The organism is Rheinheimera sp. D18, from assembly GCF_004345025.1.
GTDB lineage: Bacteria > Pseudomonadota > Gammaproteobacteria > Enterobacterales > Alteromonadaceae > Alishewanella > Alishewanella metallidurans.
In genome coordinates, this window is sequence record NZ_CP037745.1 from 275,804 (window position 1) to 292,758 (window position 16,955).

The 16,955-nt window shown below is 45.5% G+C and carries 14 protein-coding genes; 7 read left to right on the forward strand and 7 right to left on the reverse strand.

Going from position 1 to position 16,955, the window contains the following annotated elements; all coding sequences use genetic code 11:
• Window positions 1–74: 74 nt before the first annotated feature.
• Window positions 75–533 (forward strand): hypothetical protein, encoded by a 459-nt coding sequence (locus E0Z06_RS01360; RefSeq protein ID WP_132581194.1) that lies wholly within the window; start codon window positions 75–77, stop codon window positions 531–533.
• On the opposite strand, the gene dauA is transcribed toward E0Z06_RS01360, so the two are convergent.
• Window positions 530–2,266 (reverse strand): C4-dicarboxylic acid transporter DauA, encoded by a 1,737-nt coding sequence (gene dauA / locus E0Z06_RS01365; RefSeq protein ID WP_132581196.1) that lies wholly within the window; start codon window positions 2,264–2,266, stop codon window positions 530–532. The genes E0Z06_RS01360 and dauA overlap by 4 nt on opposite strands.
• Before the next feature lie 59 nt (window positions 2,267–2,325).
• On the reverse strand, window positions 2,326–3,552 hold the full coding sequence (locus tag E0Z06_RS01370) for a threonine/serine exporter family protein (RefSeq protein WP_132581198.1): 1,227 nt from the start codon (window positions 3,550–3,552) through the stop codon (window positions 2,326–2,328).
• 216 nt (window positions 3,553–3,768) lie between these two features.
• On the opposite strand from E0Z06_RS01370, the gene E0Z06_RS01375 reads away from it, so the two are divergent.
• Window positions 3,769–5,448 (forward strand): methyl-accepting chemotaxis protein, encoded by a 1,680-nt coding sequence (locus E0Z06_RS01375; RefSeq protein WP_132581200.1) that lies wholly within the window; start codon window positions 3,769–3,771, stop codon window positions 5,446–5,448.
• On the opposite strand, the gene E0Z06_RS01380 is transcribed toward E0Z06_RS01375, so the two are convergent.
• The 5 genes from E0Z06_RS01380 to E0Z06_RS01400 all read right to left on the reverse strand — a co-directional run bounded on the left by E0Z06_RS01380 (window position 5,445) and on the right by E0Z06_RS01400 (window position 11,252).
• Window positions 5,445–6,344 (reverse strand): hypothetical protein, encoded by a 900-nt coding sequence (locus tag E0Z06_RS01380; RefSeq protein WP_132581202.1) that lies wholly within the window; start codon window positions 6,342–6,344, stop codon window positions 5,445–5,447. The genes E0Z06_RS01375 and E0Z06_RS01380 overlap by 4 nt on opposite strands.
• A 66-nt stretch (window positions 6,345–6,410) precedes the next feature.
• Window positions 6,411–7,304, reverse strand: a complete 894-nt coding sequence (locus tag E0Z06_RS01385) for a DMT family transporter (protein WP_132581204.1) — start codon at window positions 7,302–7,304, stop codon at window positions 6,411–6,413.
• Window positions 7,305–7,377: 73 nt separating this feature from the next.
• Window positions 7,378–8,145, reverse strand: coding sequence for an RNA methyltransferase (locus E0Z06_RS01390; protein ID WP_132581206.1), 768 nt, complete (start codon window positions 8,143–8,145; stop codon window positions 7,378–7,380).
• Window positions 8,142–9,791, reverse strand: coding sequence for an amidohydrolase (locus tag E0Z06_RS01395; protein ID WP_132581208.1), 1,650 nt, complete (start codon window positions 9,789–9,791; stop codon window positions 8,142–8,144). The genes E0Z06_RS01390 and E0Z06_RS01395 overlap by 4 nt, the downstream gene beginning before the upstream one ends.
• Window positions 9,792–9,869: 78 nt before the next feature.
• A complete protein-coding gene (locus E0Z06_RS01400; RefSeq protein WP_132581210.1) occupies window positions 9,870–11,252 on the reverse strand; it encodes a class II fumarate hydratase in 1,383 nt (460 codons plus the stop codon).
• Between the two features lie 235 nt (window positions 11,253–11,487).
• Here E0Z06_RS01400 and E0Z06_RS01405 point away from each other — a divergent pair, with 235 nt between their 5' ends.
• Genes E0Z06_RS01405 through E0Z06_RS01425 form a run of 5 tightly spaced genes read left to right on the forward strand, consistent with a single transcriptional unit; the run spans window position 11,488 to window position 16,955 of the window.
• Window positions 11,488–14,283 carry a monovalent cation/H+ antiporter subunit A gene (locus E0Z06_RS01405; protein ID WP_132581212.1) on the forward strand — a complete coding sequence of 932 codons (2,796 nt, stop codon included), beginning with the start codon at window positions 11,488–11,490 and terminating at the stop codon, window positions 14,281–14,283.
• Window positions 14,283–14,636, forward strand: a complete 354-nt coding sequence (locus E0Z06_RS01410) for a Na+/H+ antiporter subunit C (protein WP_132581214.1) — start codon at window positions 14,283–14,285, stop codon at window positions 14,634–14,636. The genes E0Z06_RS01405 and E0Z06_RS01410 overlap by 1 nt, the downstream gene beginning before the upstream one ends.
• Window positions 14,636–16,159: a monovalent cation/H+ antiporter subunit D gene (locus E0Z06_RS01415; protein ID WP_132581216.1), complete on the forward strand. Its 1,524-nt coding sequence runs from the start codon at window positions 14,636–14,638 to the stop codon at window positions 16,157–16,159. The genes E0Z06_RS01410 and E0Z06_RS01415 overlap by 1 nt, the downstream gene beginning before the upstream one ends.
• Entirely contained in the window at window positions 16,156–16,692 is a 537-nt protein-coding gene (locus tag E0Z06_RS01420) for a Na+/H+ antiporter subunit E (protein ID WP_132581218.1), read from the forward strand. Before E0Z06_RS01415 ends, E0Z06_RS01420 begins: the two co-directional genes overlap by 4 nt.
• Window positions 16,686–16,955: a K+/H+ antiporter subunit F gene (locus tag E0Z06_RS01425; protein WP_132581220.1), complete on the forward strand. Its 270-nt coding sequence runs from the start codon at window positions 16,686–16,688 to the stop codon at window positions 16,953–16,955. The genes E0Z06_RS01420 and E0Z06_RS01425 overlap by 7 nt, the downstream gene beginning before the upstream one ends.

Sequence of the window (16,955 nt, forward strand, 5' to 3'; positions counted from 1 at the left end):
ACAATTTACTGCGATTAATAACAGTAAGCCTAGAATGCTGCCGCTAGACTAACAAAAATAGCATGGGGTAGCTTATGAAATTTAGCGCCAAAATAGTCATAGTAACATCGCTTTGTTTGTTAATTGGCTGTGTAGAAAACCTGACCGCCGATGATGCTGCAGCATATCGCTACCTGGCCCGGGGTGATACTGCGCAGAATGATGATAAATTAATTCAAATTATTAGTAATCAGAGTAGTTTTGATCAGGTGTTTTATCAGCTACTTAATCGCAGCAGCACACCAGAAACCATTAACTTTTCTGAATACCAAGTACTGCTAGTAATGGCGGGAGCACAGCAGAACACACTAAAACTGGAAGTAGAAAAGTTTAGCGGCCAGCCAGACCAAGTACATATTATACTCAGTAGTGAATACGCTGGCGCGAATTGCCCAGCACCAGCAGTAGTGCGCCAACCATGGATGCTGGTGGTGTTTCCTCGCGTTGCGCAGCCCTTAGCTATTCAAGAGCAAATAAAAGTTACTAAGTGTTAGTCACTGTTAAGAGCGGGCTGTTGTAATAGTTCTAAAGCTTCACGCAAGGTTGGATAAAAGCTAAGTTGGCCTTCTATCGGTTGCACGCCCGCTTTGGCTAGCGTTCTTAGTGGCTGAAACTGCAATTCGGCAATCATTAAGCTGGTTTTGCTTTTGGCACATTTACTAATTAGTTTATTAAGTGCCGATAAACCACCCGCATCCAGTAACGGCACGCCATCCATATACAAAATAATGCCTTTGCTATGTTCGCTCAAACGGGCAATATCAGAAAAAATACGATCGGCAGCAGCAAAAAATAATGGGCCACTAATTTTTAATACTTGCCAGCCGTTGGGTACGGGGTGCTCAACTTGTTTACGGTTGCTACTAATGTCGGTTACCTTGCTCATTGCGGCAATTTCTTTAACAAACAGCAACGCCGCTAACAAAATGCCAGCAGTAATGGCAATAACCATATCGAACAGCACAGTAAGTGAAAAGCAGGTAATAAATACCCATATATCGCTGCGCGGTGCAGTTTTTAACAGCAGTACTGCTTTGTGGGCTTCGCTCATATTCCAAGCGACAATAATCAGTAGTGATGCTAACGCTGCCATGGGTACATAAGATAGCAGCGGTGCTAGCAGTACCAAGCCGAGCAGCAACACTATAGCGTGGATAATTGAGGCGATAGGTGATTGTGCGCCGGCTTTAAGGTTAGCCGCGGAACGCGCCAGCGCCGCCGTTGCGGTAATGCCGCCAAAAAATGGTGTAATAATGTTACCAATACCCTGACCCATTAATTCACTATTTGCACTGTGACGCCGGCCAGACATACCATCTAATACTACTGCGCAAAGTAACGATTCGATAGCTCCGAGCATGGCCATGGCAAAGGCGGCGGTTAGTAAGTCTTTGACCAGTTGCCAGCTAAAATTGAGTAGCTCACCATCCGGACCAGGGCGCAGCCATGGCCAATCAAAGTAGGGTAAATAGGGCGGAATGCCATTGCCCAAGCTGCCATCGTGATCAAGATAACTAAAACGTGAACCGATAGTGTCAACTTCAATACCTTGTTGCAGCAGTACTAAGGCCAATGCAGTACCGACAAACAGCGCCGGCAAATGCGCCGGAATAATGGTTTTAAACTTCGGCCAAACCAGCATTACCGCTAAGGTAACTGAGGCTACCAATAAACTTGGCCAAGTTAATTGCGGCAGATGTTGTGCCAGAACCGCAATTTTATCGATGTAATGCTCGGGTAGATCATTAATGGGTAGGCCAAAAAAATCTTTTAGTTGCAAGGTAGCAATAACTACGGCAATGCCACCAGTAAAACCTAGGGTTACTGACTCAGGAATATACTCAATTAATCGACCAAGGCGCATTATTGCCATGAATATTAGCAGTACACCAGATAGTGCAGTGGCAATAAGCAAGCCGCTTAAACCATATTTAATGGCAACTGGATATAAGATAACGACAAAGGCTGCGGTGGGGCCAGAAATGCTATAACGAGAGCCGCCAGTAAGCGCAATAACAAAACCAGCAATAATGGCGGTATAAAGCCCATATTGCGGTGCAACACCACTGGCTATTGCCAACGCCATGGCTAGCGGTATAGCAATAATGCCTACGGTAATACCGGCCAGTATATCTTTGCCAAATTTTTTGCGGTTATAGCCTTCGGCCAATACTTCACGCAGGGCGTGGCCTAGGCGTAAAGAAAACAGATGGGCACGGTCTGGCACGTTAACCTCACTTTGGCAAAATATAGCCGTTAGTTTAGCAAACTGAGCATACTATTACTTTATAAGCTTTTCGTTGGCGGTAAAGCAACGTTAGCAAAAATAAGCCCAGCAATTAATGACATAAAAATTAAAAAAGTTTGTTGACCAATACCGGTAGACACGACAAATTCTTGACCTGAGATTAGCGAATTTAAGCCAATATAGGTTTTACTGCCGGGCACTAATACAATAAGCCCATGCATAGCAACAATAACCGCTGGTGCCTTAGCTAACCGAGTAAAGAGGTTACTGTATATACCCACGGCAAAGGCACCAAGAAAAGCGCCTAATGTATAATCAAATAAGTTTGCGCCAGCAATACTGACGCCATAGGCAATAAAACCTGAAGCCAGTGACCACAGTGTGTATTTACCTCGGCTATTAAATAGAATAATTAGCGATACACCTAAAATACCTACGGCTAGCCAAGCGAAACTTTGAGGAATAGGCGGAGGTTTGATGAAGTCGACAGTGCCGAATAAACGAAACCCTACTGCGATACCTAAAAATGCACCAAAATACAGCTTAAACAACAGCATCATGGCGTCCATAATTCTGGCATTACCCGATACTAAATGGCGCGCCGCCAGCTCGGCTAGGCCTAGCGTTAATGCTAAGCCGGGTATAAAGGCAATAATGGCAGATAACACGGCTAGACGAATGTTAATGCCCGGGTCAATATAGCGACTAATGGCACAGGCAGCCACGGCAGCCACTAGCGCGACTAAGGGCTCGAGCATATAAGCGATACGGGCAGAACGTGCTGCCCATAACATAAATAGGTATACCAGTAGCGATAACAAGCACGACCAAAGCACGTCATTCCAGCTGGTTGCCATTAACATGGCAAAAGCGCCACCCGATAGCATCATGGCAACACCACAAGCTAACTTACTGTACGAGCTAGGTCGCATATCGATAGCATCTAATAAGGCATCAGCTTCGTTTAGGCTAACTTGGCCTTGCAGTACTTGATCTGCCAACTCATCGGTACGCGATAGCGCACCTAAATCCATACCGCCGGGGTCAACGCGGGCAGCGTGGGTATATTCTTGTTCATGGCCTTCGCTCCAAATAACAAAGGTCATTGCCGTTGGCGAAATAATAAATGAAGCATTCAAGCCCAAATGCCTTGATAGTTGACTAAGGTGAGCCTCTAATCGAGACGCTGGCGTGCCGTACTTATGTAGCATTTTGCCAAGCTTAACAATAAACTTTCGTTTTTGGGTAAAATCACCGCTATACACACCCGCTTCCCATTAGTGCACTTTAACTTGCTTATTGTAATGTAAAACCGTGCTTTGGCATAAATACTATTATTGCGCCTTCTTTTAACTATAATTTGCGAGCCGCACAGGCATTTGGAGTTATAAATTATGGCCTTATAGCGCTTTCTTTTATTAGTGGCTGCACTATGATGTAACAATATCAACATTGTTTATGTTGTCATCTGGAGTGTCGTTATGTTCAAGTTGTCGCTTAAAAATAAAATGTTACTACTAGCCGTATTACCTATGATGGCAATAGTATTGGCATTAATGTTACTGATTTACAGCCAGATGCGCGCCATGGGCACAGAACAAATTAATCAGTTTCGTGTTGATATGCTGCAAGAAAAGCAAGATGCCTTAAAGAATCACGTTGCTATTGCCGCCAGTGCAATCGCACCTTATTTTACGACGAATAATCCTAGTGTTGAGCAGTTAAATGCCGCAAAAGCAATGATTCGCGCGATGCGCTTCGGTGATGATGGCTACATGTTTGTTTATGATTTAGACGGCGTAAATATAGTACATGGCTCTAATTCTAGCTTAGAAGGTCGTAACCTAATTGATTTAAAAGATCCTAACGGTGTGCCACTGATCCGTGAGTTAATTGACGCGGCTAAAAAAGGCAGTGGTTTTGTTACCTATATGTGGGATGAAAAAACGCGTGGCGGCTTAACACCCAAACTAAGCTATGCCGCAACGATGAACAGCAACCGCTGGGTTATAGGTTCGGGTTTCTATATTGACGACATTGACCGGCGCGTAGCGCAAAAACAACTGCAAATTGATGGGCTTATTCTTAACACCTTATTGCTGGTCCTAGGCGGTGCGGTGCTAATGTTGGTAATCGTGGTTTTACTGGCATTGTTTGTTGCTAACTTAGTGGTTCAGCCACTACAAAAAGCCTCAGCAGCACTAATTAATATAGGACAGGGGGAAGGCGATTTAACCCAACGATTACAAGTAGAAACCGCGGATGAAGTAGGTGAAGTTGCGCGAGGTTTTAACGAATTTGCCCAGAAAATACAACAGCTTGTGACTGAAGTAAAGCAAGCTGTACAAGCCCTTAGCCATAGCGCTAGCGCGATGCAAAAAATAGTTAACCTAACTGACCAAGATGCTAATACGCAAAAGGCTGAAACGACTCAGGTAGCGGCAGCGGTATACCAAATGTCGGCTGCGGTGCAAGAAGTAGCAAGTAGCGCAGGCTTAGCCGCTAGCGCCGCGCAAGAGGCAGATAAAGAGGCGGTAGGCGGCCAGCAAAGTGTGGCGCAAACCATAAACTCAATAAACAAACTGGCTGAAGAAGTAAACACGGCAGGCGATACTATTGAAAAACTAGGTGCCGACGCCGACCAAATAGGCCAAGTGGTCAACGTTATTCGTGGAATTGCTGAGCAAACCAATTTACTGGCGTTAAACGCGGCGATAGAGGCGGCAAGAGCCGGCGAACAAGGCCGTGGTTTTGCTGTGGTTGCTGACGAGGTGCGTACTTTAGCTACCCGTACTCAGCAAAGTACCAATGAAATTCAGCAAATGATTAACCTATTTCAACAGGGTACCAATGATGCGGTGCAAGTCATGCAACGCGGACGTGAGCAGTCAATACAAACGGTAGCCCAGGCCGACCGCGCCAGTGAGTCTTTGCAAACTATTACTAAATCCGTAAGTACTATTACCCAAATGAATATTCAAATAGCGACCGCCGCCGAGCAACAAACGGCAGTAGCCGCCGATATTAGTCGCAGTATTCATGAAATAGCGCATTTGGCAGACCAAGCCGCAAATAATGCGGCTGAATTAGCGTCTTCCACTAACGGGTTAACCGAGCTAGAGCGCCGGCTTAGTGCATTAGTGCAGCGCTTTAGAGTTTAAGGCGCAGCTATAGGCGTATTGGGTAAAACCGACAATGGCCGACGGACAAACCAACGGCCTAAGTGCCACAATAGCCAAAGTGATAGCAGAGGAAAAACCAATGTTTGCAGGCTGTATACCACAATAAGTTGGATTAGCTTTTCTACCATCGTATCGGAGAAGCTTTTTACAGCAGCAAACATATCGTTAGCTTTTCCTGCCAGCTGGCGCAGCCAGGCAAATGAGCCTTCATCGGCACTTTGCAGCGGCTGATCAACCAGCTGCAGCGCCTGAGTTTCGCCACTTAACGCGGCCTCTGCTGCTATGCGTTGCGGCTCTAGTACCCAGTCAGATAGCTCGGCAACACCAAACGCCGCAAGCGGCACACCAATACGGATTACCAATAACAAAGCAACAAAAGCGCGCAATACATAGGTGCTATTAGTGCGCCAGCTGACAGGGCCGACGAGCAGTATAATAGCGGATAGCACAATACCTGTACCAAATAGAGGTAGTGCAGCCAGTTTGCCGAACTCGAGTAAAAATAGCTGTAAACCAATTGACGTCATAGCAATAACCATCAAATCTGAATAGCGCACCGCCATATCTTGTAGTGGCTTTAGTAATTGCCCCGGTTTAACACTAGCCACGCCAACACCGACTTCGGCTTCGGAAACAAAGGCAATGCCACGGTCAATTAAGCGTGCGGTTGCAAACGATGCACTACTGAGTAGTAGGCTATGTTGCAGGGCTGAGTGCGCTTTATCATCTAGTGGTGCCAGTGCTGGGTTAACTATGCGCTGCTGCAATAACCCGCTGTATATACCTGTTGCTAGTGCAATAACACAAAGTAATAACACCAACAGACGTTTTATTGGGCTAAGTTTGACAAGTTGTAGCTTGGTACGTTGTTTCATTGCAGCCTCCACAGAACAGCATCGCTTGTTTAGCTGAAGCCAGTATTAATGATAAAGCTTGTGCTGTCAGTCTTTTAGCAAGATTAATATAGTTCCTAATAGCGTAAGTAGCGCACCAAGCCAAGCACCAACGGCAGGGCTGCGCTTATATACCAGCCACAATAACGGCAAGATCATTACTGGACTCACGGATGACAAAATAGCCACTATTCCGGCATCGCCATATTTTAATGCTTGCAGTATTAACGTCATACCTAACACCATAGATAACGCCGCATTAACTAACACCAGCATAAATACTTTAGCTGTTAATGGCCGATAGGCTTTAGCCACTTTAAAGCCAAGCATAAAAATAAGCTGGTGCAGTACAAAAGCGCTAGTCATACGCACCGCAGAAGCGGCAACGGGGTCAATGTTGGTTGTCATTACCGGTTTTAACATCAAAGTAGATATTGCTTGGCATAGTGCTGCCAGCAAACCTAAGGCAATGCCGCTGCGTAATTGAGTTTGGTTAGTTTCCCATGCGTGCAATTCAGTTTTGCGTTTACCAAATAAGATGGCAATCATTACGCCGCTTATGAGTAAACTGCTGCCGATTAAAGTCCAGCCCCACTGGGTTTCACCGAGAAAAAAATACGCTAGTATTACAGAAAATGACGCATGTGTAGCAAATAATACTCCTGCTCGACGTGGGCCAAGCCGGTTCATCGCGGCAAATAATGCAGTATCGCCAATAAAGATGCCAATAACACCCGATAGTACTAAAACAGTGCTGCTCGCTAGTGCCAAACTATGCCAGCCACCGGTTATAAACACTATGAGCCAAAGCATTACAGCGGCACACAGCATGCGCCAACGGGTAAAGCTAAAGGCACCTAAGTGAGTAGAGGCTTGAGCCGATAATAAACTGCCAATAGCCCAGCATGCGGCTGCGGCCAGGGCGAGATATTCGTATGACAAGGTACGTTCTGCAAGGACGAAAACAGGCAGTATATACTGTGCCGGAGTAACAGCAAGCTAGCGGTTAATCCAATTAGCTATTACTTAACCGCAGTAAATTATCACAAATTATGGCTGCGGCTATGCCAACGTTTAATGATTCGGCGTTGCCAAAGGCGGGTATGGTAATTTTGCGGTTGATATATGCACTAAGCTCTGCACTAATGCCATTGGCTTCATTACCTAGCACAATAAAACCGCCTGGCTGTTTAAGCTGCAGTTGATGCACCGACTCACCACCAAGATAAGCGCCGTACACCGGAAGCGGGCTGTGCTTAAATAGCTCGGGTAAGCTTTGGTAATGTAAATTAACGCGTAAAAAGGAACCTTTAGCGGCGGCAATAACTTTGGGGTTAAAGCAATCAGCAGTATCTGGCGAGCAAACAATATCAGTAATACCGTACCAGTCGGCGATACGAATAATAGTGCCAAGATTGCCAGGGTCGTTAATTTGGTCCAGCACTAATACCCAAAGCGCAGGCAGTTGCTGCGAAGCCAAACCTACTGAAAATAGCTGTTGCTCCGGTATTTTCACTACGGCTAATGCGGCATCGTTACTGGCAAAAGTACCTACTTTTACTAGCTCGTCGCTGCTGCATTGCTGTATTAAATCGGCCTTTTTTACATCATTAACATAACGCTGTAAAAAAGGCTCGGTAGCAAATACGGCTGTTACCTGCCAGTTAGAGGCTAATACTTCTAGTACGGCTTTTTCGCCTTCAACAATAAATAGTTGTTCGACTTTGCGATATTTTTTTTGCTGGAGTGAGCGAATTAGCTTACCCCATTTTTGGCTAATCATTTACTAAAGGCCTGTTTACCATTTACAAAGGTTTTTTCTACCGTAACTTGCCATAACTGCTCTGGTGGAATTTGATAAATGTCGCGGTCTACCAGAATAAAGTCGGCCCAGCTACCCGGCGCTAATGTACCCATGCTGTTTTCTTGAAAGGCACCATAAGCCGCATCTATTGTAAACGAGCGCAGTGCTTCGGTTAGTGTTAAACGTTGCTCCGGTAGCCACCCGCCTTTAGGTTGATTCTCATGATCTTGTCGAGTAACTGACGCGTGAATACCATGAAACGGCTCGGCCAGTTCTACCGGAAAGTCAGAGCCGCCAACAATAATGCTGCCTTGGTCAATAAAGCTGCGCCAAGCATAAGCACCACGCAATCTAGCAACGCCTAAGCGATCGCCGGCCATATTTTTATCTGAAGTAGCATGCAACGCTTGCATGGCGGGTATAACATGCAAACTAGCAAAACGTGGAATATCTTTTGGTGAAACAATTTGCGCATGTTCAATACGATGGCGGCTTGATTCACGTTTATCTTTGGGAACAAATTTCTCAAACCGGTCAAGCACTAAGCGATTAGCGAGATCACCAATAGCGTGCACGTTGGTTTGAAAACCCGCATCAATGGTCATTTTCATAATTTGGCTTAATAGATCCGGTTGCGTAACCAATAAGCCGCTTTGGCTTGGTTGGTCGCTATACGGTTCTATTAACGCTGCGCCGCGGCTACCCAAGGCACCATCGCCATATATTTTTACCGAACGAATATCTAAATAATCAGTTGGGTCATCAATAATGCCCGCTGCCAGCCATTTCGGTAATTGTGAATCATCGGCCGATAACATCGGGTACACACGCATAGGCAGTTTGTGCTCTGCTGCCAATTGTTGGTAAAGCTTAACTGTGCTTGTGTCCACGCCAGCGTCATGCACGCTGGTAATGCCTAGCGCTAATAAGTGCTCAAAAGCAGCATTTAGTGCATGTAGTTGGTCGGCATCGGTGGCGGATGGAATATGTTGCTGCACCAACCCCATCGCGTTATCAACTAAAACGCCAGTAGGATTGCCTTTGGCATCGCGAATAATTTCGCCGCCTGCTGGGTCTAGAGTTTCACGGGTAATGCCAGCCAAAGCGAGGGCTTTACTGTTTGCCCAGCCAGCATGGCCGTCTACCCGAGTTAACCATACCGGCTTATTATTAACGGCTTCATCTAAAAGCGCCGTCGTGGGGAAGTTTTTTTCTGGCCATAACACTTGGTTCCAGCCGCGGCCGCGTAGCCATGGTAAATCGGGGTGTTGTTTTGAAAACTCAGCGACACGTTGCACGGCGTCTAGCTCGCTACTGCTACCACGCAGTTCTATTAGCGATAAATTTTGGCCTAAGCCTAGTACATGGCCGTGGCCATCAATTAAACCCGGTAATAGGGTTTTACCTTTACCGTCTAGTTTGCTGGCTTCTGGATATTGTGTGCTAACTGAAGCGTCGCCACGAGCCAGTACTTTGCCACTGCTGTCGTCAAACACTAGAACGTTAAATTGTTGCAACTGACGATTGTTGTCAAAACCATAACCTTGCACATTAGATAAAACCACTGGTGCGGCACTGAGGCTGGTTACGAATAAAGCCGAAACAAGGCTGGTTAAACGAAACATAGAGTAGGGTCCTAGTGTGATGTTGTCGGCCACTATAACAACAAAATAGTGCCAGAGGAATCTGGCGCTCTAATGTAATTAGTCGCTAATATTACCGCCCTTACACAAGCGGGCAGGGTTTAGCAGTTGTTCAAGTTCGGCTTGGCTGTAGTTAGTTTGCTCTAATGCAATGTCGAGTATTGGTCGCTTTTCGTGATACGCCTGTTTGGCTATTTCAGCTGCTTTAGTGTAGCCAATTAGTGGATTAAGCGCTGTCACTAGTATTGGGTTTAATGCTAAGGCTTTACTAATATTGTCTTCGCGCACAGTAAAACCGGTAATAGCGTTTTGAGCCAAGGTGTTGCAAGCATTGCTTAGTAGGCTAATGCTTTGTAGTAAGTTATGCGCTATTAACGGCAGCATTACATTAAGTTCGAAGTTACCTGACTGCCCAGCTAGGGTAATACTGGCATCGTTACCTATTACCTGAGCGCAGATCATGGCAACAGCTTCTGGGATCACCGGATTAACCTTGCCTGGCATAATAGATGAACCGGGTTGTAATGCGGGTAATTCAATTTCACCTAAACCCGCTAGCGGGCCTGAGTTCATCCAGCGTAGGTCATTGCTGATTTTCATTAAGCTAACGGCTAACATTTTCAAGGCGCCCGATGCGGCAACCGCAGTATCTTGCGAGCCTATAACACTAAAAAAGTTAGCGGCGGGGCGAAACACCAAACCGGTATTTTGATTTAACTGTTGGCAAAACTTGTGTGCAAAGGCGGGGGCGGCATTAATGCCAGTGCCAACTGCTGTACCGCCTTGGGCTAGCGCTTGTAAATGATGTAGCTGCATCTGTAGTTGCTGCTCAGCTAAATTAAACTGAGCTTGCCAACCGCCTAATACTTGGCCAAAACTCACTGGCATGGCGTCCATTAAATGAGTGCGCCCGGTTTTGACCAAGTGACCGATTTGTTCTGCTTTGGTGGCTAGCTGTTGTTGCAATTGTTGTAGTGCCGGTAGTAGTTGCTGTTGTAAAGCTAGGGCGGCACTAACATGAATAGCGCTGGGAATAGTGTCATTACTGCTTTGGCCTAAATTAACATGGTCGTTAGGGTTAACGCTTTGCTTTAGGGTACGACTTGCTAAAGTCGCCAGCACTTCATTTACATTCATATTGGTGCTAGTGCCTGAGCCGGTTTGAAAAATATCAAGCGGATATTGCTGCATATCGGTATTGGCAAGTTGGCTATCTGCGGCCTGACAAATAGCTTGGCTAATACTTGCATCAAGCAAGTTTAGCTGCTGATTAGTTTGTGCAGCGGCTTTTTTAATCTGTAACAACGCACGTATAAAATTAGCGGGTAAGGTGAGACCGCTTAGCTGAAAATTTTGCACGGCACGCTGTGTTTGTGCTTGATATAGCGCTTTAAGGGGTACTTGTAATTCGCCCATACTGTCGCGTTCGGTACGTGTTGCCATGTGCTCTCCAATAAATTGTTGGTAGTCGCTTGCTGTGTTTAGTTTAGACGCTAAACGCGGTGGCTAAAAAATTAGTCTAATATCTTGCGATAGAACTTGGTTTTCCTGCGGCAAAAACGCAATGTAATCACAGCATTACCGATTGTCATTTATAGACTTTTCGCACATATAACGGTATAAACAATGCCATTAATAGCGAAAATACGGTTCACTTTATGAAGGACGCGTGCCAGCCATGACACTACTGTGGATCTTACTTCTGCCGATGTTAGGAAGCTTAATACCAATAATAACAGCTAAACGGCAGCGTAGTGCCTGTGCGTTAGCAACAGCGGTAGCACCAGCGGTAGCTTTGGTGTTGTTGGTGCTGAATGCAAAGCCAATATTTGCTGGTGAAACGCTGCGTTTCTTTTATGCCTGGGTGCCGTTGTTGGGGCTGGATATTACTATTCACTTAGATGGTTTGGCGTTTTTATTCTCGTTATTGATTTTAGGCATTGGTTTACTCATTATTTTATATGCGCGGTATTATTTGTCCGAGCGCGATTCAATGCCACGTTTTTATGCCTACCTAATGCTATTTATGACTGCGATGTTAGGGATAGTGCTATCGGGCAATCTATTACAACTTTGGTTGTTTTGGGAGCTAACCAGTATAAGTTCGTTTTTACTGATTAGTTTTTGGTGGCATAAACCCGAAGCGCGGCGTGGTGCGCGCATGGCGCTAACGGTAACTGCAGCAGGTGGTTTGGCGTTATTGGCGGCATTTTTACTGATAGGCGAAATAGTTGGTAGTTACGATTTACAACAGGTGCTATTGAGTGTTGATTTGATTAAGCAGCATAGTTGGTACCCAATATTGTTAGTGTTGTTTTTATTAGGTTGTTTTACGAAATCTGCACAGTTTCCGTTTCACTTTTGGCTGCCTAATGCCATGACAGCACCAACACCGGTAAGTGCTTACTTACACTCGGCTACTATGGTAAAGGCCGGTATCTTTTTATTAGCACGGTTTTATCCAGTGCTGTCGGGTAGCGAATTATGGTTTGTATTGGTAAGTGTTACCGGCTTAATAACCTTACTCGTTGGCGCATACCTAGCATTATTTAAGCATGATTTAAAAGGCTTACTTGCTTATTCTACTATTAGCCATTTGGGCTTAATTACCCTGCTATTTGGCATGGGTACCGACCTAGCTGCGGTTGCAGGTATCTTTCACATTATTAACCACGCCACGTTTAAAGCCTCGTTGTTTATGGCCGCGGGTATCATTGACCACGAGTCTGGCTCGCGAGATATGCGTAAATTAAATGGTTTATGGCAATTTATGCCGATTACCGCCACCTTAGCGATGGTAGCTGCTGCGGCAATGGCGGGTGTGCCTTTACTCAATGGTTTTCTATCCAAAGAAATGTTTTTTGGTGAAACACTAAATCAACAGTTATTAGGGTCGTTATCCTGGGTTATTCCGGTGTTGGCAACCTTAGCGGGCGTGTTTTCAGTAGCCTACTCGTTGCGCTTTATTCATGATGTGTTTTTTAATGGTCAACCCAAAGGTTTAAGCAAAACGCCGAAAGAGCCACCACGTTATATGCGCGTGCCAGTAGAGTTTTTAGTGGCGCTCTGTATTTTAGTGGGTATTTTTCCAGTATACCTAATTGGTGATTTACTCGACGCGGCCGCTTTAGCTGTGCTTGCCGGTGACGTGCCCGAGTACAGTTTAGCTATTTGGCATGGCTTTAATTTACCGTTACTGATGAGTGCACTGGCGCTATTGGGCGGTACACTGATTTATGTATACCGTAAGCATTTGTTTGAATTTCAAAACACGCTGCCAGATGTGGACGCACTAAATAGCTTTGAACGAGGTGTAAAACAATTTGCAGCGCGCTGCCATCGGTTTTATCAATGGCTAGATAATGGCTCGTTACAACGTTATATGACCTTGGTATTACTTAGTTTTGTGGTATTAGCTGGTTTGCCGCTACTTGATTTGGCAACCCTATGGGGGGGGCGACAAGAATTACCGATAGATGCGGTAAACGCTACTGGCGCCGCTATGCTGTTAATTGCCGCTTTTGCTACCGTATTGTGGCATCGTAAACGGTTAATTGCGCTGTTGATGATTTCGGTAGTGGGGCTAATGGTATCTATTGCCTTTACTCGGTTTTCAGCCCCGGATTTAGCACTTACTCAGTTATCCGTAGAGGTTGTGACTATTATTCTGCTTATGCTGGCGCTATTCTTTCTGCCGCATAAAACACCTAAACAGTCAGAATCGTCGAGGGTGGTGCGTGATCTGAGTATAGCTAGCATGGTCGGCGTCGTTGTTGGTAGTTTAAGTTATGCGTTAATGACGCGACCATTTACCAGCATTTCAGATTTCTTTATTGCTAATGCCAAAACGGGCGGTGGTGGTACTAACGTCGTTAACGTTATTTTGGTCGATTTTCGTGGTTTTGATACCTTAGGCGAAATTACGGTGTTGGGTATAGCATCATTGGGGATCTTTAAGTTGTTAACTCGCATTCCGTTATTTAAACCCAGTAGTGACGGTGAAGGCCGGCCTTGGGCGCTGCAGCGTAATTCATTATTGCTGTCAACGGTTGCACAGAGTTTGCTGCCACTAGCTATTATGGTGTCAATTTATATTTTCTTCCGTGGCCATAATATGCCTGGCGGTGGCTTTATTGCCGGCTTGATAACTGCGGTGGCGATTATTCTGCAATACATTGCTCAGGGTGTAGATTGGGTAAAAGAACGGATGAACGTTGAATATCAGCGTGTTGTTGCCATTGGTTTAATGATTGCGCTACTTACCGGGGCCGGTAGTTGGCTGTTTAATCGGCCGTTTTTAACCTCGTGGTTTGCACATTTTAATGTGCCTTTACTGGGTGACATTGAGTTAGCCAGTGCTATAGCCTTTGATTTGGGGGTTTATATTACGGTTGTTGGCTCAACACTGCTTATCTTGGCTAATTTAGGCAAGATGACCACATCGCATCGTCCAGTGCATAAGGAAGCTATTTAATGGAAACCCTGTTCGCCAGTTGTATTGGTTTTCTTACTTTTTGTGGCGTTTTTTTAATGCTACGCGGCCGGACTTTCCCAGTAATGTTGGGATTAACCATGCTGTCTTACGCAGTAAATCTGTTTATTTTTGCTTCTGGCCGCTTAACACTGCGCGGTGCTGTGGTGCTTGGCACTACAGAGCACTATGCTGACCCGCTACCACAAGCGCTGGTATTAACCGCGATTGTAATAGGTTTTGCTATGACCGCGTTTTTAGTGATCCTCGCGATTCGCGCCCGAGCTGATTTAGGCAACGACCACGTAGATGGTAAATTACCCGATGCAGATGGTATGAAAAGGGAGAGTCGTTGATGTGGCATTTAATTACGGCGCCTATACTGCTGCCAATGCTTACGGCTTTGCTTATTATGCTGCCGCCAATACATTACTCACCGGTACGGCGACGTTGGCTAAGTATTATTTCCAGTGCAATACAGCTGGTTTTGGTAGCAACTTTATTACTAAAAGTACAACAAGATGGCGCAGTACATTACGCTGTTGGTAACTGGCAGGCGCCGTTTGGTATTATTTTAGTAGCTGATACCTTGTCTATGGTAATGGTGTGCTTAACGTCATTTTTGGCGTTCGGGGCTATTTGCTATGGTAGCGCTGGCGATGACGAAAAAGGTTCGTTTTTTCATCCGTTATTTCAGTTTCAAGTAATGGGTATTAATGGCGCGTTTTTAACCGGCGACCTCTTCAATATGTTTGTGTTTTTTGAGGTATTGCTTATTGCTTCCTATGCCTTACTTATTCACGCCGGTGGTAAAAATAAAACTAAAGCAGCGCTGCACTACGTCATATTAAATTTAACCGGCTCAGCAATATTTTTATTTGCCTTAGCAGTATTGTACGGCACGCTGGGTACGCTAAATATTGTTGATATGGCCGCTAAGGTGGCGTTATTGCCAGCAGCAGATGTGATGCTGGTCAAGTCAGGCGGCTTAATGCTAATTATTGTCTTTGCGCTTAAAGCCGCGGTGTTGCCGCTACAATTTTGGCTGCCTGCAACCTATTCATCAGCTTCTGCGCCAGTGGCTGCATTATTTGCGGTAATGACCAAGATAGGGGTATATGCACTGTTGCGAGTTTATACCACTATATTTGGTGCTGAGGCTGGTGCCTTAAGTGGTATGGCCGGTAGTTGGTTGTTGCCAGTCGGCTTGGCTACCATAGTTCTGGGGTCGATAGGTGTGATCGCCAGTAACGATTTTCGTAAACTCGTGGCCAACTTAGTGTTGGTATCGGTTGGTACTTTGGTAAGTTTAGTGGCGCTACAAACTGAGCTGACCGCCGCCGCCGCAATTTATTACACAGTGCATTCAACCTTAGTTGCAGCGGCACTGTTTTTAATTGCCGATTTAATTGCCAATCAACGCGGTAAGGCGGGCGACCGTTTGGTATCTGGGCGTCGAGTTTCTCAGCCGGTGTTATTGGGTATTATGTTTATGGTGGGCGCGATGACCGTTGCCGGCTTGCCACCATTTTCGGGTTTTATTGGCAAGCTAATGTTGTTACAAGCGGTGGCCGAACCAAGCAGTAAATTGCTGCTCTGGAGCATAGTACTAGTATGTAGTTTACTGGTTATTGTTGGCTTGTCGCGCGCAGGAAGCACCTTATTTTGGCGAGTAAGTGGCAGTGATGCTGGTGAGGGTAAGGCGGCGCCGTTACAAGTGTTTGCCGTGTGTTGGCTGCTAATAGCTAGCCCATTGCTAGTGATATTTGCGGGACCTTTTACTGAGCTATCACAGCACGCTGCGGCACAGTTATACCCTAGCGGTGCCAACGCGGTGTCCAGGCACGCGCTTGCTCCTGAGTTGGAGGTAGTGCCATGAGATTTAAACCCAAATATCGCTGGCTGCCAGCACCTTATCGTAGCGTAACCTTATTTATTGTTTGGTTGCTATTAAACCAAAGTGTGGAAGTTGCGCAACTCTGTTTCGCTTTGGTGTTAGCAATACTACTGCCATTATTAACGTCACGGTTTCGTGAACCGCAGCCATTAATTTTAAAACCGGTATTAGCGATACGTTATATGTTGTTGGTACTGGCCGATATTATTACTGCTAACGCGCAAGTTGCAGTACTTATTTTGGGACCGAAACGGCGTTTAAATCCGGCATTTGTAAGAGTACCGCTAGACTTGAAACATGATTTGCCGATTACTATTTTGGCAAGCACGGTGTCGATGACGCCCGGTACGGTAAGTGCGGAGATTTATCCAGATATTACGCTAATTGAGTCGGGAGCGCCGATGCCGCAGCGCTGGCTGCTAATCCATGTGCTGAACATGACTGATGAAGCTGAGCTTATAGCATCAATAAAACAACGCTATGAAGCACCGCTAAAGGAGATTTTTCAATGCTAGATAACGTGATTATGCTGGTGTTTGTTATGATCAGTATCGCGCTGCTATTAAACGTGTGGAGTTTACTACGAGGACCAAGCTTACCCGACCGCATTCTAGCGTTAGACACCATGTATATTAATAGCATTGCGCTAATCATTTTATATGGTTTGCTGATGGCGTCGCCGTTATATTTTGAGGCGGCGTTGTTAATTGCCATGCTAGGTTTTGTTAGCACGGTTGCTGTGTGTAAATTTTTATTGCGCGGCGATATTATAGAGTAG

Excerpts from the sequence above, each read along its gene's own strand:
- E0Z06_RS01410 (WP_132581214.1), top strand. The coding sequence starts at position 14,283 with ATGGAAACCCTGTTCGCCAGTTGTATTGGTTTTCTTACTTTTTGTGGC.
- E0Z06_RS01415 (WP_132581216.1), top strand. The coding sequence starts at position 14,636 with ATGTGGCATTTAATTACGGCGCCTATACTGCTGCCAATGCTTACGGCT.
- E0Z06_RS01425 (WP_132581220.1), top strand. The coding sequence starts at position 16,686 with ATGCTAGATAACGTGATTATGCTGGTGTTTGTTATGATCAGTATCGCG.
- E0Z06_RS01405 (WP_132581212.1), top strand. The coding sequence starts at position 11,488 with ATGACACTACTGTGGATCTTACTTCTGCCGATGTTAGGAAGCTTAATA.
- E0Z06_RS01375 (WP_132581200.1), top strand. The coding sequence starts at position 3,769 with ATGTTCAAGTTGTCGCTTAAAAATAAAATGTTACTACTAGCCGTATTA.
- E0Z06_RS01380 (WP_132581202.1), bottom strand. The coding sequence starts at position 6,344 with ATGAAACAACGTACCAAGCTACAACTTGTCAAACTTAGCCCAATAAAA.
- E0Z06_RS01400 (WP_132581210.1), bottom strand. The coding sequence starts at position 11,252 with ATGGCAACACGTACCGAACGCGACAGTATGGGCGAATTACAAGTACCC.
- E0Z06_RS01360 (WP_132581194.1), top strand. The coding sequence starts at position 75 with ATGAAATTTAGCGCCAAAATAGTCATAGTAACATCGCTTTGTTTGTTA.
- E0Z06_RS01390 (WP_132581206.1), bottom strand. The coding sequence starts at position 8,145 with ATGATTAGCCAAAAATGGGGTAAGCTAATTCGCTCACTCCAGCAAAAA.
- E0Z06_RS01395 (WP_132581208.1), bottom strand. The coding sequence starts at position 9,791 with ATGTTTCGTTTAACCAGCCTTGTTTCGGCTTTATTCGTAACCAGCCTC.
- E0Z06_RS01420 (WP_132581218.1), top strand. The coding sequence starts at position 16,156 with ATGAGATTTAAACCCAAATATCGCTGGCTGCCAGCACCTTATCGTAGC.